Genomic DNA, 23,474 nt, shown 5'->3' with positions numbered 1-23,474 from the left:
ACCCGCAGGAACTCCTGGAATTCAGGCAAAAGTGGTTCCCTTGCCGTTCCTTCACTCTTTTCCATAAAAGAGTATATTCCTTTTTAGTCCGTAATATCAATAAAAACCATTTAGATAGATAGTCCCAGCAAGAATAATGCTTAAATATTTGATAGTTATTTTTATATTGCCTTTTATCGAACACTGGTATAATAATTGTAAATAACAAGTTGGTATATTTATTGTTATCGATAGAACAGGACATTGACTAATGCCTCGTAAACCAATGCCAACTTCGCTCAGGGCCGCCATCTGGCGAGCGCATGATAAACGATGTGTTTATTGTACCGAGCTAGTAAAGTTTTCTGATTTAGACGTGGATCACATAATTCCTCATAGTCTTCTGGAACAGAAGGAGAAATTGGAGCGGCTGAAGGAAGAATATGGGTTGCCACGGGCATTTGAGGTAGATAGCCTCACCAATCTTATCCCGTCGCATCGGCACTGTAATCTTCAGAAACTTGGAAAGGTCTTGCCCAAGAACAGAGCGCTCCATTTTTTATCAATAGCCGAAGCGAAAGCTCTCAAGGCCGAGAGGATAAAAGCGGGAATAAAGAGGCAAATGGAGCAAGACAACGTTACCGTGCTCGTTCAGACGGCGCTTGACGCAGGACTTCTGAGTCCTGGCCAAATGACGGTACTCCTTGCCAGCTACTCAAAGGGACGAAACATATTCGAGATCGTCGAATCCTTGCCATTTCGTGATGAGCGGCTAAAAGGCTTCTTTTCCTCGTCGGACATTGATTTGCTGTATGAACGACCGATCTTGCCACGACCTCATGGTTTGGAGCAACTCGAAATGATACGCGACGCAGGAGAAAAGACAGAAAAGATCTCGGTCGTGTCTTGTCGAGAATGGGCGGAGGCGGTCGAGGACGGTTTTTTCACTTGCAGCACCTATGACATGAAGGAAGAGGCATTCTTTCGAAGGGTCTACGCCATAGTCACCTGTCTGGCCCAGGCCAGAGTTCCTAATGTCAGCTACCTTTCCGATGGGATCGCTAACGTCGATATTCTGCCAATTACAATCCTGCCATCGCTTTCAGAAGAGGGCAGCGAAGAACTTTTGAAGCTGAAGAACCAAGGTGTTACCATGAAAGACTTAATCGAGACTGGGAGGGTGAGAATAATCGAGCGGTCCCCTCTGTCTTTGCGCCTGGAGTTCGACTATATGGGTCTCGTCCTAAATGAAATCATGCGCGCGGATATGGACGGGGACGGCGTAGAAGACTTGCTAATCGGGGAATACGAATATGCCACTGAAGGAACCTACGGTGCCGGGTCTGCACTGCTACTCACGCGGAGTGGACCGGATAAGCCGTTCATGTTCTTGTCAAGTGTGCAATTGACACCGGAAAAGGAACAGCGATAACGAGTGCGTGCACCGGATCGGCAAGAAACGGCGCTTGCCTCCCGGTGACGCCCGTGGTAGGCACCAAATGATGACGGATTGATAGATACCTCGGTGATAAGGTAAAAGGTTCTTTGGTATGGTTGATAAAGAAGAAAGTGAAGAGAGAAGGAAATTCAAGATTCTTCCACTATCGATTGGGATCGAGACAGTTGGGGGTATCTTCACTCCTGTGGTTTTGCGGGGCACGCCTTTACCAGCAAAGAGACACCAAATCTTCACAACCGCGGAGGATGACCAAAAGAGTGTTGAAATCAAAATATATATCGGTGAGCGGCCCATTGCCCAGAAGAATTTGGAAATATCACGGCTACACCTCACCGACCTACCTGGCGGCCCAAAAGGCCAGCCCCAAATAACCTTAAGCATAGAAGTAGCGCAGGATATCTCAATCGAAGGCGAGGCAATAGAACAGCAATCCATGCGAAGAATATCCATCCATGCCGACCAGACCTCCATAAATTTAGATGAAAAACTGATCAAAGAGATACTGCAAGACGCTGAAAGAAGTAGAGACGAAGATCAAGTCGCGCTAAGGATCAAAGAACAGCACAATGAAGCACAGAATCTCATCCACCAAGCTGAAGGAATTCTGAGAGATAAAGATAAGATCAAGATATACGATTGCAAGGCAATAGATCAGGCAGTGGCAGACCTTGGCCTTGCGTTGCAAAGCAACAATTTGGATCAAATCCGAGCTCAATCTAGTAAGCTGAAGAATGTCCTTACAAGTTCCAACCCTTTTGATTTCGGAAACTTCGGAGATATTTTCGGCGACGTTTTCGAAACGCAAACAAAAAGGCGTCCACAAACATCCAGACGCAGTTACGAAACGCCTTCCGAATCATCAAAGCAAAAACCCACACAACGAGCGGCTGCGGAAGGCAGTCCATCGGTAGGCCCTCTTAGACATGATATAGGAAAGATATTTGGCGGCTGCAACTTCACACCCGACCCCAATCTCTGTTTTGTTCTTATGCCCTTTTTGAAGGCGATGGATCCGATTTATACGGACCACATCAAGCCACTCGTTGAATCAGAAGGAGTATCCTGCCAGAGAGCAGATGAGATATTTGGGACAAATCTAATAACTTATGATATTTGGGAAAAATTGAACCGTACTAGGTTTATTGTGGCCGACCTGACAGGTAAGAACCCTAATGTATTTTATGAAGTCGGGCTTTCTCACGCTTTAGGAAAAGAAGTAATACTCATCACTCAATCAATGGACGATGTTCCATTTGACTTGAAATCGTTGAGATGCCTCGTCTATGAGTTTACACCAAGGGGGATGAAGGAGCTTGAGGATAAGCTCGTTAGGACCATCCGTCAGGTCATGAGTTCTGTTCCGTGATGTTTGAATTCAAGGCTGCCTACCAAGGCGGTGAAGCGGATCGTAGCCCTGTCGGGTTACTCCCGCTTACCTTTGCGTTGAACTAAATAAATGGAATAATATCATACAATTACATGTATCATCATAATTATGGGTCAGTGACAGTACAAACGATAATGAAAAGGGCATTTGACGGTTATGAGCGGAACCATAAGCTCCCTTTCCATGTCCGCAAAGCAGCACAGGCTATTATGAAATGCCGAACCGCAGAACTTGGCGGTCATATGCAGGTATGTCCCGAAGGACATTATCACAGGCAGTGGTACAACTCATGCAGACATAGATTCTGTCCTCAATGCAACTGGATCCGGATAGAGCAATGGCTTGAGAGGCAGAAAGAAAGACTCCTCGCCTGCGGTCATTACCATATGATCTTCACTCTCCCCCATGAACTGAATGAACTGTGGCTTTTGAACGTAAAGTCCATGACAAATCTTCTTTTTACCTGCATCAGAGATACGCTCTATGAGTTCTTTCTCGACAAAAAGCACATCGGGGGCAAACCCGGCATTATTGCAACACTGCACACGTGGAGTCAGACGATGATCCTCCATCCTCACATTCATTGCCTCATAACAGAAGGAGGTCTTGCCGGTGACCGGCGGATGAGCACAAAACAGAAGGGATATCTCCTGCCTGTCAAAGCAGTCATGGCTGTATTCCGGGGAAAGTTCCTCGCCCGCATGGATGCCGCCGTTCAAAGAGGACTGATAATCCTTCCCGATGCCATGACGATACGGCAATGGAAGAACCTGAAGAACAAACTTGGCAGGACAAAATGGAATGTCCATATAAGGGAACGATACGACCACGGACAGGGCATACTTGTTTATCTGTCCCGGTATATCAGAGGCGGCGCCATGTCGAACAGACGAATCGTCTCGTTCAATGAAAAAAATGTTGCCTTTGCCTATAAGAATTCCGACAGGTCCAAGCGGGAGAAGATTGTGCTTACAGTAACCCAATTCATACAAAGATATCTTCTTCATGTTCCCTGCCCTTATTCAAAGATAGTTCGTTATTACGGGCTATATGCGCCCACGGCAAAAGATGAATTAAACTGCTGCCGGAACCTGTTCGGCCAGGAAGCAGTCAGTGAGCCAAACGTCATAGACTGGCAAAACTACTGTGAGAAAAAAACATATGACCATCCTGAAAGGTGTCCTGTATGCGGCTCCAGGCTGATACAACGTATGGACATTCCCAGGATTCCCCACTTTACGAATAAAGAGGCGATCCAGAGTGCAGCCTGATCACCACATTACAACCATGAACAACGGGGGGAAAATTATGTCCCTATGTGTCCTCACCTGGAGAAACATTGTCTCTCGACCCGCCATACTCCCATATCAGATCACAAAAATAACGGCGAAGATAATGAAGACCTCTAAAATGCACGCCTGTACGCCCCGCCGATCTGATTCTCTCACCGATGATATCGAATATATTTTCCATAGAAGAGATAAAGGGATATAATGAAAGAGAGTTCAACAAGTCGCTGCAGCCCATCCCCGATAAAACCGGGTCGGGCTGAGCTAATCGTTATATGAGAGAAGATGATCATAGACATTGACAACCGAGAGTCCGTTCAAGCTGCGATAGAACTCATTACTAAAGACTGGTTTGATCCAGAAGAGATTTATATGCGCTTGAAGGCTGCGGGAGAAACCGACTCGTCTGGCTTCTGGAATATACACACCGACATGGTGGCCGCCATGTCATGTCTTCTCGGGTGTACATCAGACGAGTTCCTAAAAGAATGGGATCAAAGATGTATCGGAAACGACACGAGGTTCATGGGATATCATTGCACACGTCACAGTGATAAACGGGTGTTTCTGGAAAAAGGCATTCTTCCTTTGTCCGAAGAAACGGTTAGACTGGGCATCGATACCAGCCAATCAGCGCGGGAAACGAGAATACGAGAACACAGATTTGAGAGGAGCCCGGGTCCATTTTTCCTGCTGAGCTACAAATGTGCCAAGAAGCCGGACAATCACTTCTGTCTCAATGGCCCAGAGATCCTGTTGGGCTGCGTTGGTCAGCATATTGGTGTCGACCCCGCCAAGTCGGTCCCCTTGATAATCCACTGTGTAATACCGTACTCGTTCCTTCTTGAAAGAGACTACTTTACGTTCTGTTTGTTTCTTGCCTATTTCAATTTCTTAGACCCTGAAGACGATGCGCGCGATCTCTTCGACGGCTATTCTATCGACTTACGAGGGCAAGCTCTCGACCCGAGATACATCATAAGGATAGAAGAGCATGAAAAAAACAGCATATAACAAATGGATGGAGCCAACTCCTTACAGTCGTGGCTCATCCTGTTGTTAGCCATGGAGGAATGATATGGGACTCGGAGACTGGTTCAGTACCTTTTGCTCCAACATTCAAATTCAGGACGGCGGCACGATTTCTCAGCGTTACAAAAACATAACCAAACGTCTAAACACCGACTTCTGGAACACAGCATCCGACACTTCACACAGTTTGTATGTCGGTTCGTACGGCAGAAATACTGCCATTCAGGGGTTCAGTGACTTGGACATGATTTTTCAGTTGCCATACTCCGAATACGAGAAGTACAACAACTACAACGGGAACGGTCAATCCGCTCTGTTACAGGCCGTCAAAAAATCCATCGAGAAGACATACTCGACGACAAGCATTCGTGCAGACGGCCAAGTAATTGTGGTTCCATTCACTGATGGGATTGCGTTCGAAGTTGTTCCCGCGTTCGTCAACAAGAATGATAGCTTCACCTTTCCAAACGCAAACAATGGTGGTAGCTGGCAGGTAACAAACCCAAAACCAGAAATCCAAGCAATTAAAGACCGTAATACGACGTGCAATAAGAATCTTGTTTCCCTATGCCGGATGGCGAGGGCTTGGAAACGTAAATTGGATGTTCCTATCGGGGGCCTGCTGATTGATACACTCGCTTACCAGTTCATCGACGGGTGGGAGCATAAAGACAAGTCGTACTTCTACTACGATTACATGTCTCGGGACTTCTTCAAATGGATGTCTGAGCAGAATTCAGAACAGGAGTATTGGAAGGCCCCAGGAAGCGGTCAATACGTCTATGGGAAGGGACTCTTCCAGTATAAGGCTAAACGCTGCTATAACATCGCGAAGGAGGCAATTGCCCATGAAACGGCTATTCCAAAGCAGGAATGGTCAGCGAAACAGAAATGGAGGGATATCTTTGGCACCACATTCCCAGACTAACGACACCGCTGATTCTCGGTCGATTCTTGAGGGGCAGCTACGTGAGTGCTTCGGTCGTGTTGTGTATTCACACAAAACGCACGAGAAATGTGCTGACATCCTTCTTTCACGGCTTTCTCGGATCAAGCTATGGCAAATCATCCTCTCGGCGCTTACGGCGGGTGGTTTTATTGCCGCCGTGTTCGGCGCTGGAAAAATCGGGGCGTTGACCGGTGTTCTTGTATCAACGGCATTACTCGTTCTTAATGCATATACAAAGAATTACGACATGGGTGAGCTTTCCCAGAAGCACCGGCAAGCTGGTGCCGACCTGTGGATTATTCGGGAGAAGTATCTTTCCCTCATAACTGACTTACGGATGGGGGAAAAGCCAATTGAAGCTTTGCAGAAGGAGCGGGATGATCTGCTTCAAGAACTCCATTCGGTCTACTCAGGAGCCCCAAGCACGACCTATCAAGCATACAAAAAAGCGCAGGAAGCCCTAAAGCAACTTGAGGACATGACTTTCTCTGATGAGGAAATAGATGCATTCCTTCCGAAAGCACTAAAGAAAGGCTAACAACGGCATGAAGCGGATCGCCCAAAAAACGGGCTTCCCGCTTATGCCCACGTTAGCTCCATGTAAAGGAGACAGATGATTCCAGTATGACAATAGAATCATTAACGTCCTTAGCAGTTTCTATCGTTGCAATGATTATTTCAGTCATTGCGCTGGTATATACTGCAAAGACATATCTTCTGAAGTCTGGTGCTAACATAAGGGGATCATACGGGTTTTGCTCGGCCAGCCAGGCATGCGAAGATCAATACATTACTAGTATAACATTGGAGAATCTGAAAGATCGGGCAGTTGTCGTTTTCAAAGTATACTTGAGGCTTGGACACAATTACTTTGTTGAAATCGAGGATTTCGAAGATAAGCCGCTGATACTGAAACCATTCGAGGCATACAAAAAGGAATACGATCCTATCGATTTCTACGGAATAAACTTGGATAGGATCGATATTAATAGGCTCTTCAGTAACAAGAAGGTCAAGAAAACGATTGTTCTTTCTACTTCGGATGGAAAATATGTCATAAGTTCGAGAATCGAGTTCTGGGATCCAGTTATTGATTTTTTTAGGAACCACATGACAGCCGTAATACGACCCGTGCGTTCCATCTACAAGGGAAAGTCTTACGGAATAAATGCAAAATACATCGTTGAGTTCAAGATGGACAAGGGAAAAGAGGAAGTTGTGCCCATCTACCCCCGAGATTACGAAATCAAGAAGTTCAAGAGATTTCGTCTTACGAAAGAGTCTTTGGCTTCCAAGGAAGCCTTGGAGGAATATCTGAACAATCAGGTTGGCGAGGCCCTTTTAGACTGTAAAGACATCGTCGTCCACGACATCGAGACTTGGAGGAACGAAGCTTACGAGCGAGATTACAAAACCGTCATTGAAGCACGTTATTATAACTGGTTCGTTTATCATGTTGGTGGGCCAATAATGACCAGGATAAGCAACTACCAATTGAGAAGAAAGAACAGAATACTGCAAAGGCAAAGAGCTAACGAGCGCGTGCAGCGGATCGCCAATAAACCCGGCTCCCGCTGACGCCTTTGTTGGGCAGAGATAAAGAATGAACATTAAACAGAAAATAGAAAACCATCCTTTAGCTTTCATCCTATCGGTTATTGTTGCCACTGCAAGTATAGTATGGGCGATAAGCAGCAACGTTCAGGTTTCCCCGAGGAGTTTCGCACTCGAACAAAAGGAGAAGGCTATCTCTGATTTGCGCCGTGAATTGGAATCGGTTACCAAGAAACTCGAAATTTCAGAAACAGACCGCATAAGGGCTGAGGCATTAGTCAAGGAGCTTAGAACAAAGAATCAGGTGCCGGCCGATTACGGGCCGGATGTTTGGATATACCGTAGTTTTCTTGTTAACAAGACCAATGGCGCAAAGCTCAAAAGCTGCCTATTTGATGATTGCTTCATCGCGGATGTGTCAAAAGTGTACACGTACGAGCAAGATAAGGCGAAGGGGAAGCAGCCCTGCGTGTCCGTGATGGTGGAGTATCCCAAACCGTTATATAGTGATGGTAGCCTTAAGGGCATGGGTATTCAACCCGTCATACTTACGCCTGGCTACTCTGCCTCGGTAATCCGACCTGATTACGACTATAAAGTCTTAGTTGAGTCTGTGGGGTTTGAGGAAGTTCGACTTGGAATCGGTATACGATCAGGTACTTTCAAGAGTCCTGGCGGGAAAAGAGGTTTTGAGATGAAATGGAATCCCAACTGATCTGGAGCGGAACGTAAGTAACCGGCCACCGACGCGTGTTTAACAAAACTGCCCAACAAATAGGTGCACCGGACGTGGCAAAACAGCACGCCACGCCGGTGACCATGGCGTTCGGTCTAATAAACTCGATGGAGGTGATCCATGGCAGAGATAGTAAGTATAAGAAACTGCCCGCATTGCCGAGCAACACATTACTATAAACTTGAGGTAGAGCGTACCATTTTGATGAAATGGATGGGTTCGTTTGACACGCCTGAGCAGCCCCGTACCGTAAAAGTTACGCGCCTTTTTGTTTGTCCAGTAAAGCACGAGCAGTACCAGGGCACATTCTATCTTCAAGATACTTCCTCAAATAGAATCAAAGATGTGAAAGTCATCGACATAGCAGAGGAGGCTGGAAATGACAGAGAGACTCCTAAACTTGAGGACAGGACAGACTCCATCATACCCACTGAAGATGTTACTTTAGTTTCACCAACCAATCAGGCTATCTATGCGGCTGGCAAGTCGATGTTGATCGAGTCTATTGGCGTCGGACGTGAGTTTTGTAAGTTTATGATTGGGACATCAATGAGTGCTATACCTATTTACCTGGCTCTCCTGAAGTTCATTCTGCCCGAGAAATACGTCCCGACTTTTCAGGTCGGGCTTCTCGCCCTTATTCCGCCCGTGCTGTTTCTTATAGCTGGAGTTGTATTCCTCATCGGTTACTTTCCTCAAATAGGAACTGCGTCATTGGATATTCCTGAAGAGATTGAAAAGGAACGAAAGACCTCAGTGCAACGTCGCTATGGATTTAGCATAAGGGGATTTATCGTTTTCGCTGTTGCTGTGCTGGCTGCGCTGATAGTTATGGGATATACGTTACAAATCCCTGACAGGGCACAACAAACCCAGATAAAAGTGACCGAACCAGCCGCTGCACCGAACGCGGAAGGAACCCCGCGTCGGTGAGCTTTTTGTTGGGCATTAAAAATAAGGAGACATAGCCATGATATTCTGGATATTGGGTGCCGTTGCCATTTTTCTTGTTCTCAGATTTCTATGGCGAGCATACACGCATCCTGCACACACATTAGGTCGGCAAGCAGCCAATATGAACTGGAACGTGATTGGACGAATGAACAGCGAAGAAGGTTTTAAAGACGTCTGCTTGGGGCGCGACGGAATAGAAGTACGCATTTCTCACGCAAGGGGGCAGGTTTTCTTACTAAAGCCAGTCCATTCTACCCCTTTCAAGGACTTCGTCGAGTTAGAACGTTGGTTAGCGCGAGAAAAAGTCTCATTGTCTGAGGGTAATGAACAGACCACTGTCCCCCAAGAGGTAAAGGAGGCATTAAGCGCACTTGATGAAGCAGGGCATAGATTTCAGACCGAGGCATTTAAGATGGTCAGACACATGATCGAGAAATCTGTTAGTTCAAATCCTGAAGCACTGATTAGTATGATTCGAGAAAGCGGTGGCCGGACCCCTCGTGAATGGGTCTACAGCCAAATAGGAAACATCGCTGGAGATTTGCTGGAATCTGGTCAGTATCACATCTACAGAGGCGTCCTCAATCCAATGGGACCTGGAAACGACTTGCTGAAAATGTTCGACGCTACATACGATGAACTTCTTCTGCTGAAAGCTGTGGATGCGGACTATGCGAAGGAGCAAAAGGCAGCCCTCAGAAGGGGCCTACAGGGTGTAGGATAGGGCACCGGATGGGCCTTTAACAACAAAATAGCACGAAGCACTCGAGAGGAAAACCGTGAGTGAAGTCTTCGACGACATAATTCGTGAATACATAGACTTCGTGAATCGCCAAGTTGGTGTTTACATGGATGCCCTTGCAGGGTTTGCAGGACACCACACGCGTATTGAACGACAAGTTCACCGAATCAGTCGGCCCATAGATTCTCGTATTGATAACAGTGGACAACGTGTGGTTGTTTATGCCAGCTATGAAGATCCAACACAACCAGACGTGATCCACAACCGCATAATTCGTGCAACTGACTATATAGCTGCCAATTCTCAAGGGGGTTCTAACGAACAGCAACACTCACAAGCAGTCATAGTGTTTCTATTCACGTTTTGGGAAGAAGAGATTAGGCCGCGTTTGGCGGCCTCAAAGGGTGTTGAATTACAGGAAATACGGTCAGACATAATGGGTGACCTGCGCATCCTAAGAAATGTGATTCTCCATTCAAAGGGCATTATACGTTCCGAAAAACAGAAGGACTTGAAGAAACTAAGCGATATGCTCGTTGTCGATCAGCCAGTTCACGTTTCCTATGAAGGCATGCACCGAATATTCGTTTTGATAAAACAGGATTGCGCAAAAATGCTATTTGAATGGCTTGGCGTAAAAGACGCGCCAATTCAACCAGAGGAAATGGTTGATCTCGCCATTCAAAGAAGGAGATGAGTATAGTCTTTGTGAAGAAGGGGCCGGTGTACCTTGCGCCGAACATAATAGGAAAAGTGCCCAACCAGACGTTGGAGCCGATCGCTTACGCTCCGGCTTAGCTTTGCGTTGAGCCTGTAGAAAAAGCTCCAAAAATACCTCCGATCATGGTAGTATTTCTTTAAAGAAAATGATGCGAAAAGCCTGATATCAAGGGGGGAATGGATGGCACGATATAAGGAGTACAACTACCACCAGGGTAAGTTCATTCCCATCTCCTTCGACAAACAGATCCTCCCGGGCACCTTCGAGTATACCCTCAATTACCTCATCGACCACGAACTCGATCTCTCTGCCTTCGATACCCGCTACGTGAATGATGAAACCGGGGCCCCTGCTTATGATCCTGCCGTTCTTTTAAAGATCGTCCTCTATGCCTACTCCCGGGGCATCACCTCAAGCAGGAAGATTGAGCAGTGTTGCAGAGAGAACATTATCTTCATGGCCCTTTCCTGTGACACCCATCCCCACTTCACCACCATCGCCGATTTTATCTCTACCCTCGATGCAGAGATTGTGAAGCTCTTTTGTGAAGTCCTCCTTATCTGTGATCAGATGAACCTCATCGGCAAGGAGATGTTTGCTGTAGACGGCGTCAAGCTTCCCTCGAACGCCTCGAAGGAATGGAGCGGAACCAAAGCGGAGCTTCAGAAAAAGAAAGGGAAGATGGAAGAGGCGTTAAGGCAGATCATGACCCGCCACAAGGAGACGGACGAGAAGAACCTCCCTCCCCAGGAAGAGAAGTACATAACCACCCTCACGGAGAACATAAAGAAGATCCGAACCTTCCTTGCTGAGAACGACGACAGGCCCGGTCAAAGAGGCACGCCCATAAAGAGCAACATCACCGACAACGAAAGCGCAAAGATGAAGACTTCCCACGGTATAGTTCAGGGCTGTGACGGTCTTGCCGTAGTAGACGCAAAGCACCAGATTATCGTCCATGCCGGAGCCTATGGCGCACCCCAGGAACAGGCCCTGCTTCAACCCATGATAGAAGGCGCTAAGGAGAACTTCACCGCCATCGGCGATGCCAACATATTCGAGAAAACCACCCTGACCGCAGACTCAGGCTTCCACTCCGAAAAGAACATGGAGATGCTCGACCGGGAGGGCATAGACGCCTACGTCGCAGACAACCGGATGAGGAAAAGGGATCCCCGCTTCTCCCAAAGAGACCGCTATAAGGAACGCTTCAGGAAAGAGTATGCCGCCTGCTACGGAACCGCCACCACTGCCTTCACCACCCGCTTCTTCACGTTAAGCGAGGATAAGAAGACCTGTACCTGTCCTGCCGGCAAACATCTGCGCCCCAATGGAAGCAGCGTGACGGTCAAAGGGAACAGAGCCGTCAAGTTCAGGGGGCGCGATACCGACTGCCCCTTCTGTGATCTCCGCAGTAAATGTCTCAGATACCCCGACCGTACGAAGACACGACAGGTCTACTTCTTTGAGGGAAGATTGAAGAGCTTCGCCGAAAGGATGAAAAAGAAGATCGACTCGTTATCGGGTCGTCTCATCTATAACAGAAGGATCGTCACCGTAGAGCCGGTATTTGCGAACATCTGCTCTACCCTAGGACTTGATAGATTCACCATCAGAGGGAAGAAGAAGGTGAACATCCAGTGGCTTCTCTACTGTACGGTCCACAATCTCCTCAAGGTGCACCGGTATGGATACGGGTATGCATAAGAGGAAAAGGAAACATGAAGGGCAGACAAAGAAAACGGAATACCGTAGCGGAGAGGTGCTCATTGCTGAAATGAAGTAATGAGACAGGTCGAGAGAGAACGCCTTCGGCCTGACCGAAGGCAGCGGATGAGGAAACACAGGGGAGGAACATTTTGAAAAAGGGGTTTTTCTACAGGCTCGTTAGGCAGCCAATTGCAGAAGGTGATCGAGTGAGGCAAGACGGCTACGAACTGAGATTCCCGTTTCGCCCGACGCACCCCTTCAGCGACGTTGAAGGCGGGGTGGCTTTCCAGTGTGGTGAGCTGACTGTCCGCCTCACCTGGTCACCCCCTGAGGCTATCCTACGAATTGGCCCTTTCCCCACTCACGAGGACGCGGAAACGTTTCTTCCGCGTGTGTGGGGGGCACTCGCTTGGGCAGCCATAACGCGCGGCACCGGCTTCACGGCTGAGATGACTTGGAGCCACCTTACATTCCCTGCAGATCCATTACAAGCTGCCGCGAACGTCGCCAAGTCATTCGGCATGCCAGAGCCGACCGAACCTCTGCATGCGCTCGGCGATGGCGGTCACCCCTGCGTGATTCCAACTGGCAAGAATTATTGTTTAGTCGGCATGGGGGACGCTCGCGCTACCGTCTCAGAATCGTATGCGTTGTTTGGCGCTCCGTTTGTGCAAGCACTGAGCACGGCACAGGCCGAGAAACTTTATCTCGACGAGCGTCTCCGTACCGCAGTTCAGCTCCTCTCGGATTCGCACCGAGAGGTTTCGGGTCGATCTCGATTCCTCACCTACATTATCGCACTCGAGGTCCTGACAGAACCGCAGCAGAAGCATCCGATCGCTTTACGTCTCCTCGACGCGTTCAATGCGACGCTCGTTCACGAGGAGAGTAGCCATGACGTTGACACCGACGAATGGCACGCGATCGAGTCGCTCAGGAGGGAAGTCGTATTTCGTCGCGAGACGTCACTCAGATCGCGGATACGTCGTTTAGTGCTGGACGCACTCGACAATCTCCCTTATGAAGAGTGCCGTCAGCGCGCTCGCGAGGCGGTATGGGCATACGATCAGCGGAGTGCCCTGGTGCATGACGGCAGCCTTCCGCGCAAAGCTCTCGACAAGGCTGCGGGGATCGCACGACGCACGCTCTTAGATGTCTTGAGGCAGAGAGTGGGTTTACCTGTCCTACAACCTGCCGCCTAACGACAGCATGAATCCGATCGTGTCCCTGTCGGGCCACTCCGGGTTATGCGTGTGTTATCTGAGGATGGGGACCAAAACACATAAATGACAAAGAGACTATTGGGACATTACACCAGCCTATTTGGCTTGGAAGGTATCCTTCAAAAGAGAGAACTGAGGTTCGGTCTGTTTGGCCGAACCAACGACCCATTCGAGAACACAGACCCGGAATTTGAGATACGTATTTCCGATAATGTTACCGGGGACAGCAGTATATTTTTCGACGACGGCGAGCTGAGAAAGCCCTTCAGGTTATTGTGTTTTAGCATGTCAGATACAATTGATTATTTCTACAAAAGGCCCAGGATGTGGGCGCAATACGCTGACAATCATAGGGGATGTTGTCTTATTCTTGACAAGAACAAGTTTGATCGCACCTTTGAAGCACTGCAAGTATACCAGTCAAGGAAGTGCCGATCTATTGTACACTACGATCTTCAAGAAAAAGAGGATGAGCTGTCCGCCGCTTGCCGAGATCTCACAGCTTTGGTGCCAGCCGATGGGAACGTTGATTCCAAAAGGGTCACTGATTACCTATACGATAAGCGAAGACTGTTTTTGCATACAAAGATGCGCGATTGGAGGGAAGAGAAAGAATACCGCTACTGCATCTATAGTCGTGTGCAAGACGACATTTTCATTGATATAGCTGGTTCACTACAAGAAATAATTTTGGGTCATAAGGTAAGCAGGTTCTATCAGAGGATGCTCTTCGTCTGGGGAAAAGAAAAAGGAATCCCGGTAAGTTTCATCTTCTGGGAAAACGGTTTTCCCGTTAAGATCGCTCTAAAGGATACTTCTTTCGGCGTTGGCATCTTCAAGTAGACAGGGGGGCCGCTGGAGTTGCGATTTCAAGGAGACAGATAACCAGTAGGTGAACCAGACGTGGCAAAAAAGCGCGCCACGCCGGTTATCATCATGTTGGGCGGTCAATACGAAGTGCTGCTCAGCGGAAAAAAATGAGTCTGAAAGGATAATTTAGCGTGATGAAAATAATCTTCTTGATTGTTCTACTGGTATTTGTTCTGTCCCCGACCGCTTTGCCTGTCAGCGCCGGGGATTATATCATTTCATATGGAAAAGAAACGAGGAGTCCAACAGGCCATGAGCCTTTCATCCGACAAGCCTTTGAGTTGGCAATTAGTGCGGGAAAAAAGGGGAATCATCCTTTTGGTGCTCTGCTTGTCTATCAAAACAAAGCTATCTTGACTGCTGAAAACACGGTTCATGCAGATAGTAATGTTTACGGCCACGCGGAAATCAATCTTATGATAAAGGCCAGACGTGAGATTCCCCCTGAAGTATTGCGAGAAAGCACTATGTACGTCAGCACTGCCCCATGTATGTTATGCTGTTCAGCGATGTGGTATAGGGATATTGCAAGAGTGGTATACGGAGTGTCCTATAAAACCTTCTCAAAAGTGACCGGTGTTGAGGACAAGAGCATTCCCTGCGAAAAGCTTTATCAAGAAACCGGCAAACCGCTTGAGTGGATTGGCCCTGTTTTGGAAGAGGAGGGCATAAAGGTTTTTTACCTTTGGCCGCAAGATTCATCTCAGTCTTCTATTCTCAAGAATTTAGAAGAGCTTGGAATAGTAAAAACCTTGCAACATGGGGACAGGATTACCCCCATCGACAAATAAAAGACGGAAGAATGGGTATTACCCAACAAGCAAAATACAGCGGACGCGCCGGTCAGGTAGCGGTTTGGGAGTAAGTAGCTGTGATACATAGTCTGGGCCACCTTGGGCGGGCCGCTGATTTTGGTTTTATGAGTCTTGAGGACTAACATGATACGTGCTTTTGAATCATCGGACATGAATGATGTCTTGAATATTTGGCTGGAAGCCTCAATCGGCGCACATGGCTTTGTTGGAAAGGAGTTTTGGGAATTAAGAGTTGATGATATGCGTGAAACATATATTCCAGACTCCGACACTTATGTCTTTTCAGAGAACGGAACCGTTAAGGGCTTTTTCTCGCTCCAGACAGATACCTTGGCGGCAATGTTCGTGTCCCCTGATGCCCAGGGTAAAGGCATCGGGCAACAGTTGATGAATAAAGCAAAATCGCTGAGAAGAAAATTGAATCTCACCGTGTATCGTAAAAATGAGAAAGGCATTCAGTTTTATAGGAAATGTGGATTCAACCCCGTGATGGAAAGAGTTGACCAACACACTGGGCATATTGAAATCTTGATGGAGTACAGCTCATAACAACCGCATGAACCGGATCGTGCCCCTATCGGGTCACTCCCGGTAAGTTTGTTGTCGTCCTTATAATGACAATACACTGAATAGACTTGCGAAATATATAATAACTTATATAGTACCCTTATTGTCTATACCCATCTACATTCCGGAACGATATTTCCCTTGACAAAATATTCTTCCCTTTGATACAAAGAAGATATTCCAACAACAAAATCTGTTGTTAGTGGGGGCACCATAAAAAATCCCGGTGAACAGTAAGCCTTGATCGTCAGCACCTGAGCTTCGTGCGTACTCCCCATGTCATTCCAACCCGAAGGAGCATGACATGGATCACACAGGTTCAAACCGTTTACACGGTTTTGCAGGGTTTCTTAAGAACTTCGGATCTCTGACCACAATCGTTGCTGCATTCATTATCATGTTGTGTGCATGTTTACCGGTTCACAGCGCCACGTTCACCCAGGAGACAAAAGAAAAGATCCTTAATGCATTCTATTCGGTACGGGTTCCCTTCCTAGAGAACACTGGCCAGTTGGGCGACTGGAATGTGAAGTACTACACTAGGGTATTTGGCGCCGGATTCTTTATCACTGGGGACGGGAAGATTCTCTACTCCATCTCCCGGAAAAAAGATGGCGATGGTGTACGGGTACTTACGCTCAGCGAGGTTTTCAACGGCGTCACTTCGTTTCTTGGTAATGGCGGACAGAAGTCAACGGTGAAGGCCGCTGAGATTATAGGGAACATCCCTTCAATGTGGACCGGCGGCATCCCCTCATACGATTGGTTAGTCTTCGGCGACATATCCAATGGCATAAGTCTGGAACTGGTGGCTTATGGAGGAGGACTCAATAAGTTTTTCGTAGTTCAACCTCAGGCAAGCATCGGGGACGTGAGCATCCGGATAGAAGGTACGCAAAAACTCTCTGTCACTGCAAGCGGGGAACTCGCTATTGAGACGGAGGCAGGGGTTGCCACATTTTCAAAGCCTCTCGCATACCAGCAGGTGAACGGTGAGCTCAGGTATGTTGATGCAGTCTACGAGATATTCAGCGATGGGTACGGGTTCAAGGTGGGACAATACGATACAACAAAAGAGCTCATCATTGTCCCGTCTCTGTTCTCGATGTATAATGCCGCTGACGGGGATCTTCCTGCCGTGGAGGTCGATAACGGCGGCAGTATCTACATCGCCGGCAGTACAGCCTCTTTGAATTTTACCTCAACCGGATATGAGGGGAATACCGACGCTTTCATTGCAAAACTCGACAATACTCTCACGTCCCTCATGACCCTCGGCGGCACCAGCATGGATCAGGCGAGTGTCGTTGCCGTTGACGACACAGGGAATGTCTATGTTGCAGGCAGCACAATGTCTCCGGACTTCCCCGTTGCAGGGGATGTGTATAATACCGCCTACGGAGGTAACGGGGATATTTTTGTATCAAAGCTCGACGCAGACCTGCTCAGCATGATCTCCTCTTCATTACTGGGAGGCCCAGGAGAAGACAGGGTTACTTCGATCACCATCGACGAAAACGGCAATATCTCCATAGGCGGCCTTACCACATCGAGGAACTTTATGTCTCCCACCGGAACTGTTTCAGGTTCGCAGGACGGCTCATCTTTAACCTCCTTCAGTATTACCTTGGGAGCCAATCTCAGTTCCTACCTGTCTTCCCAGTCAGCGAACACGACTCAAAAAACATCGGGAACATCCTCCGTCCAGACAAAAGAGGGAACGGATCTTACGAAACAGACAGATTCATTGGTGCAAGAAAGCAAAGTAGCAGGACCGGGCTGGCGTATGACCATTGCGCAACCAGTAAGTATTGAGGATGCCCGGGCATATTATGCCGCAAAACGGGCAGCCATCGCAGCCAAAAAGGCATCTGCCCCCTTAAGGCTTATGTCCTCGGGGGTCGAAGACGTCACCCCGGAGATCCAGGCGCTTGCCCGCGCGCTTCATTATGATCCAAAACTCATCTATGACTACGTCCACAACAATATCGACTACGTTCCCTATTTCGGCTCCCTGAAAGGGGCAACGCTTACCTACCTCGACGGCAGCGGTAACGATTGCGATCAGGCATCCTTGATGATCGCCCTCCTGAGGGCAAGCGGGTACACAGCCTGGTATGTATACGGGGCGGCATGGATGTGGGGGGCGGACCTTTCCAACTGGCTGGGAGTGGATTCGACGGATTCTGCGGTAGGCAATACATTGGCGCTGGGAGGAATTCCTCTTGATCAGCCTTTATGGAATGGATCAACCTGGCTGGGCCGCGTATGGGTGAAGGCAACGATAAACGGGACGACCTATGCCTTCGATCCTGCTTACAAAACATATAGCTATGCTACAAAGATCGATATCGGCCAGGCCATGGGGTACAGCCGGAGTACTGTAATGACAGGCGCCACATCGGGTGCTACAGTGACCGGTGATTATGCCCAGAACATGAACGAGACAAACATCAGAAACCAACTAACCGCCTATGCTACCAACCTGGTCACTACCATCAGGAGCCAGTACCCGAATAAAGAAGTCACCGAGATTATCGGTGGAAGGAATATCATCCGGACAAATCTGACAGCATATCAAACAGAACCATCATTTTTTATGTATTACGAGATAGAGTCCTGGCAGGATACGGTTCCTGAAGAGTACACGACTACGATCATTGCAGAGCATTGGAATCAGGACAATACGGCTATGGACTTCAGCCACACCTTTAAAGCCTCTGAGCTTGGCGGTTCCCGCATTACTCTCACGTACAGCCAAGCCGGCAGTAATTACTACGCGGAGCTTCGCCAGGATGGCGGTTCGCCACTGGCATCGAGCGCCCGCGCGACCACACTCGATGCTGTCAATCATCTTCATATTTCAATAGATCATCCCTATGCTTACGATCAGGGCAATTATGCTGACGACTACAATATTGATTGGACAGTCAAGGGCGGCAGGAGCTACGCTATTGCCTATAACTTCGGAGGGGTATCGAACAAACTACTGCAGAAGCGGCAGCAACAGCTTGAGATATACAGGGCGCAGGGACTGTCCGATACTTCGGAGCCGGTCCTCGGGGAGACCCTCAACATCATGGGCCAGACCTGGCTCAAGGAAACGGCAATGGTGCGGAATATGCTCTCAGCCTTATCAGATGTTGTAGCCGTTACGCACCACGCTGTCGGCGTAATGGCGCAGGAGCAGGGATATTACATAGACGTGAAGGCCCAGAGAACCAGTTACTCTTCAAAACACTCTGTCACCGAAGATTCTATTGCCCATTTTAAAAACCACGGGCTTGTGCTCAGCGCCCTGGAACATGGTATACTTGCTCAAATGATGGGTTCGACCGCAGCATCGACCATGAGCCTCTTCCAAGTCGCAAATGCGACGGGGAGAAAGGTCTTCTATGCAACGAGCTCGAATTACAGCACCGTGGTCCGCCCCCAATTGCAAAACTATACTACAGCCGAACTCGATGATTTTCAGGCCCAGGTAAACGCCGGTAAAATACTTATCCTCCCCGATAACGGGCAACTTGTCTTGAACCAGTGGAGGGGAAAAGGCTACATCTCAAAATATTTTTCTGCTTCTGAAGGATATATGGGTATGATCATTGGAGGCAACTACTATGGGGGATTCAGTTCAATTATGGGATACGTAGACCCGCTTGTGGTGGCCAATATATCTTTGCTGAATTTTATCTCAATCCCAATCCCCGATACCATAGGTCTGCAACTTACCCAAGCAACCCCGTCTGTGTCCAACGAGCCCGTTGATATGGCGAGCGGCGCTTACCTGTATGACAGGACTGATCTCGCCCTTGGCGGCGGGGCGCCCCTTGGCCTCGCTTTCGCCCGTTCCTACAACAGCAATCTCAACCTCTCGAAGAGGAGCCTCGGATACGGCTGGACCCACAACTACGATATATACGTGAACCCCACGAGCCATGGGGAGCCGGTCCTCGGGGTACGCCAGCCCGTCGATGCAGCGGGCATGATCGCGGCCCTTTATACCTGTCTTGATATTCTTAAAAACCTGGATACCATCGAGGCATGGATGACGGCATCCCTCGCCTCCAAGTGGGCGATAGACCAGGTGATCGACAATGCGGTCACGGTAAATATCGGCAGCAAGGTCATGGAATACATCAAGCTGCCTGACGGCACCTATGCCCCTCCGCCGGGCATCACCACGAACCTCGTCAAGAACGGGAACGGGACGTATAGTCTCCTGGAACGGATGGGTACGCAGGTCAACTTCAACTCTGACAACAAGGTCTCCCAGATCGTCGACATAGACGGGAACACCATAACGTTCACCTATACCGGCACGAGCCCGGATACCGTCCTCTCCACGGTCACCGACGCCTTCAGCAGGACCCTGACGTTCAGTTCCTCATCGGGGAGGATCAACTCGGTCACCGATTCCAGTTCGCCTGCCCGGTCCGTGTCGTACGGCTACGACGCGAACAACAACCTGACAAGCTATACTGATCCTGAGGGCAAGGCATGGTCCTACCTCTATGCCGACCCGACAAACCACAGGATGACAGGACTCAGGAACCCCCTCAACGTTACCATGGCTACCAATGCCTATGATGCCCTCGGGAAGGTCACGACCCAGACCGTTCCCCGCCAGAGCGGCACCAATGCGGTCTATAATTTCTACTTCTCCGGCTTCATCAACTCCGAGGAAGACCCGGACGGGAACAGGATCACCTACTACTACGACCAGAAGGGCAGGGAGTACGCCAGGAAAGATGCCCTCGGGAATCTCATATCCAAGGTATTCGACGGGCAGGACCACACTGTGTCTATAACCGACCCGAGAGCGCATACTACGGACTACCTCTATGACGGCAACCACAACCTGACGCGGATCACGGATGCACTCTCCTACCAGACGAACAACACCTACGAGTCGTCAGCCCCTTACCGCCTGACCGACACCACCGACCCCCTGTCTCACACGACCAGTTTTGCGTACAACAGTCATAACCACCTGCTTTCCACCTCGGTCTATCCCTCCCAGGGCGTTACCATAACGAACAGCGCCACATATTATACGAACGGGTTCAGAAACACCGCAACCGACGGAAGGAGCATCACCTCGACCTTCACCTATGACGCCTACGGGAATCCTGCCACAACTTACACAGCTTCCCATCCCGCAATAACCTACACCTACGACACCATCGGAAGGATGACGGAGCTTAAAAACCAGCTCGACTGGCCCACAAGTTTCACCTATGACAAGCGGGGCCTCCTCCTCAGTATTACCGATCCCCTCTCGAAGCAGACCACCTTCGCCTACGACAATGCGGGGAGACTCACCGCGAAGACCGACCGCAGGAACCATACCATCTCCTATGCTTATACCCCCACCGACAAGATCGGCATTGTTACCTATCCCGATTCGTCCACGGTCTCCTTCACCTACAACCAGCTCGACCAGGTTGCCTCCATGACGGACCTGATCGGGTCCACAGGCTATTCTTACGATGCAGCGGGCCGTCTCGCCTCCATGACCGACCCGCACTCCTTTGTGATCGGCTATACATACGACGAGGCGGGCAACCTCTCGGAACTCACCTACCCCGGCAACAAGACGGTATACTACACCTATGACGCATTGAACCGCCTCTCCACGGTGACGATCGGCTGGATCACCCCGAACCCCACCGTCACCTATTCATATGATGAAGCAGGCCGCATGACGGGCTTCACCCACTTCAACGGGTCAACCGTCACGTACACCTATGACAACGCAAACCGACTGACCTCCCTCGTGAATCGGAAGTCCGATCAGGCGGTCATCGCCTCCTACTCCTTCACCTTGGACGGAGCGGGCAACAGGACAGGCATCATCCAGACCGAACCGGACCAGACCCTCCCCGGCATGGGAAGCAGCATCTCTACCTACAACCTCCAGAAGAACAGGCTCCTCTCCTCGGGAGGAGATAGCTTCACCTATGATGATGAAGGACAGATCGCAACGGGATACGGCTCCGCCTATACCTTCGACTACGAGCACAGGCTCACCGCGATCGGTTCGTCATCCTCCTTCTCTTACGACGGGAGGGGCAACAGGCTTGAGGCCATACGCGACAGCGTAACCACCCGCTACATGTACGACGCACAAGGCAACCTCATAGCAGAGGCCGACGGGAATAACGAGATTACCAGATACTACATCCACGGGGCGGGCCTCCTCGCCATGGTCACCCCATCCAATCAGGTCTACAGTTATCATTTCAACGGAACGGGCTCCACTATCGCTATGACCGATGCTGCCCAGGCAGTAATCAACCAGTACCGCTACGATCCCTTCGGGAACATCATTAATCAATCGGAGACAGTATCCAACCCCTTTACCTTCGTAGGGCAATACGGCGTCATGACGGAACCCAACGGGTTCTACTACATGAGGGCACGCTACTACGATCCCCAGGTGGGGAGGTTCATAAGTGAAGATCCTATAGGATTTGATGGAGGGGATGTGAACCTCTATGGGTATGCGGGGAATAATCCGGTGAACCGAGTTGATCCGAAGGGTCTCTTCAATATCTTGTTTGGTGGTGGAGCAAGCGTTACTGCCCCCACGGGTTTTGACATAAGCGGAGGTATTGTTGTAAATCCTGGTCTCTTCGGCCAAAAAGCTGATGTAGGCGTCCTTGGATCGGCTGGGGTGGCTGGAGGCATCAATGTATCGGCAGATGCATTTATAGGCATCGTACGGGGTGGCATAGAAAATGTTAGAGGCCTGACATCTAATTTCAATCTGACCATTGGCCCTTTGAGCCTAACTGTTTTTGTTGATCCTAAAACGGGAACCATCATGGGAGGGACAGTAGGTATCGGACCAGCAGCCACCCCCGCGGGCGTTTCCGTTTCTTTTCCATACACTGGGCACATTACGGCCAGAGACATTTTTTCTCCAACTTCTACATCTGCACAATCTCGAGGTTATAGCAAGTGAGGCCAAACTATACACTTAGAACAAAATTTCATATCGCACTTTTTCTGTGGTTCGTAAACGGATTGGCATTAGGACTTGGAATTGTTTACGTATCGAATCATTTCATTATCCCATTGCTCTTTCTGATGCTCATTATTGGACTCTACACTATTTCTTTGAAGTGTCCACAATGTGGTAAGAGGGCTTTGTATAACCCTTTTACTATATTCGGTACAACGGTCTGGATTTGGACTGCCTGGATACCCAAAAGGTGCACTCAGTGCGGCAAGAACCTTGAGTAGACAATTAATATGAAAAGGGAAAAACATGTTACTGAAATGTTAACATACTCCGATGGCGAGCAAATAGAACATGGATGCTTATCCGGCAACCTCATGGCAGAGGCCGATGGGGATAACGAGATTACCAGATACTACATCCACGGGGCGGGCCTCCTCGCCATGGTCACCCCATCCAATCAGGTCTACAGTTATCATTTCAACGGAACGGGCTCCACTATCGCTATGACCGATGCTGCCCA

17 protein-coding genes are annotated in these 23,474 nt (G+C 49.0%); all 17 read left to right on the top strand.

All coding sequences use genetic code 11. The features are described from left to right. Positions 1–265 precede the first annotated feature (265 nt). On the top strand, positions 266–1,411 hold the full coding sequence (locus tag PHU49_01290) for an HNH endonuclease signature motif containing protein (GenBank protein MDD5242625.1): 1,146 nt from the start codon (positions 266–268) through the stop codon (positions 1,409–1,411). 118 nt (positions 1,412–1,529) lie between these two features. Continuing rightward, positions 1,530–2,804, top strand: coding sequence for an Hsp70 family protein (locus PHU49_01285; protein ID MDD5242624.1), 1,275 nt, complete (start codon positions 1,530–1,532; stop codon positions 2,802–2,804). Positions 2,805–2,959: 155 nt separating this feature from the next. After that, positions 2,960–4,096: an IS91 family transposase gene (locus PHU49_01280; GenBank protein MDD5242623.1), complete on the top strand. Its 1,137-nt coding sequence runs from the start codon at positions 2,960–2,962 to the stop codon at positions 4,094–4,096. Between the two features lie 303 nt (positions 4,097–4,399). Next, a complete protein-coding gene (locus PHU49_01275) occupies positions 4,400–5,128 on the top strand; it encodes a hypothetical protein (protein ID MDD5242622.1) in 729 nt (242 codons plus the stop codon). A 64-nt stretch (positions 5,129–5,192) separates the two neighbouring features. After that, positions 5,193–6,074: a hypothetical protein gene (locus PHU49_01270; protein ID MDD5242621.1), complete on the top strand. Its 882-nt coding sequence runs from the start codon at positions 5,193–5,195 to the stop codon at positions 6,072–6,074. Continuing rightward, entirely contained in the window at positions 6,052–6,633 is a 582-nt protein-coding gene (locus tag PHU49_01265; GenBank protein ID MDD5242620.1) for an SLATT domain-containing protein, read from the top strand. Before PHU49_01270 ends, PHU49_01265 begins: the two co-directional genes overlap by 23 nt. An 86-nt stretch (positions 6,634–6,719) precedes the next feature. Continuing rightward, positions 6,720–7,673, top strand: coding sequence for a hypothetical protein (locus PHU49_01260; GenBank protein ID MDD5242619.1), 954 nt, complete (start codon positions 6,720–6,722; stop codon positions 7,671–7,673). Positions 7,674–7,698: 25 nt separating this feature from the next. Then, a complete protein-coding gene (locus PHU49_01255) occupies positions 7,699–8,364 on the top strand; it encodes a hypothetical protein (GenBank protein MDD5242618.1) in 666 nt (221 codons plus the stop codon). 141 nt (positions 8,365–8,505) lie between these two features. Next, complete coding sequence (locus PHU49_01250; protein MDD5242617.1) at positions 8,506–9,318, top strand: hypothetical protein; 813 nt, start codon at positions 8,506–8,508, stop codon at positions 9,316–9,318. A gap of 37 nt (positions 9,319–9,355) precedes the next feature. Further along, complete coding sequence (locus PHU49_01245; protein MDD5242616.1) at positions 9,356–10,063, top strand: hypothetical protein; 708 nt, start codon at positions 9,356–9,358, stop codon at positions 10,061–10,063. Between the two features lie 55 nt (positions 10,064–10,118). After that, positions 10,119–10,778, top strand: a complete 660-nt coding sequence (locus PHU49_01240) for a hypothetical protein (protein MDD5242615.1) — start codon at positions 10,119–10,121, stop codon at positions 10,776–10,778. Positions 10,779–10,982: 204 nt separating this feature from the next. Continuing rightward, entirely contained in the window at positions 10,983–12,509 is a 1,527-nt protein-coding gene (locus PHU49_01235; GenBank protein MDD5242614.1) for a transposase, read from the top strand. A gap of 152 nt (positions 12,510–12,661) precedes the next feature. Further along, on the top strand, positions 12,662–13,714 hold the full coding sequence (locus PHU49_01230) for a hypothetical protein (protein MDD5242613.1): 1,053 nt from the start codon (positions 12,662–12,664) through the stop codon (positions 13,712–13,714). 84 nt (positions 13,715–13,798) lie between these two features. Further along, complete coding sequence (locus PHU49_01225) at positions 13,799–14,578, top strand: DUF2971 domain-containing protein (GenBank protein MDD5242612.1); 780 nt, start codon at positions 13,799–13,801, stop codon at positions 14,576–14,578. A gap of 161 nt (positions 14,579–14,739) precedes the next feature. Beyond that, positions 14,740–15,396, top strand: a complete 657-nt coding sequence (locus PHU49_01220; GenBank protein MDD5242611.1) for a nucleoside deaminase — start codon at positions 14,740–14,742, stop codon at positions 15,394–15,396. A 147-nt stretch (positions 15,397–15,543) separates the two neighbouring features. Next, positions 15,544–15,969: a GNAT family N-acetyltransferase gene (locus PHU49_01215; protein ID MDD5242610.1), complete on the top strand. Its 426-nt coding sequence runs from the start codon at positions 15,544–15,546 to the stop codon at positions 15,967–15,969. 322 nt (positions 15,970–16,291) lie between these two features. After that, positions 16,292–22,954, top strand: a complete 6,663-nt coding sequence (locus PHU49_01210) for a DUF6531 domain-containing protein (protein MDD5242609.1) — start codon at positions 16,292–16,294, stop codon at positions 22,952–22,954. Positions 22,955–23,474: the final 520 nt, after the last annotated feature.

It is taken from the genome of Syntrophorhabdaceae bacterium (assembly GCA_028713955.1).
Taxonomy (GTDB): domain Bacteria; phylum Desulfobacterota; class Syntrophorhabdia; order Syntrophorhabdales; family Syntrophorhabdaceae; genus UBA5609.
The sequence above is the reverse complement of the archived record's forward strand: the minus strand, read 5'-3'. Positions and strand labels throughout refer to the sequence as shown.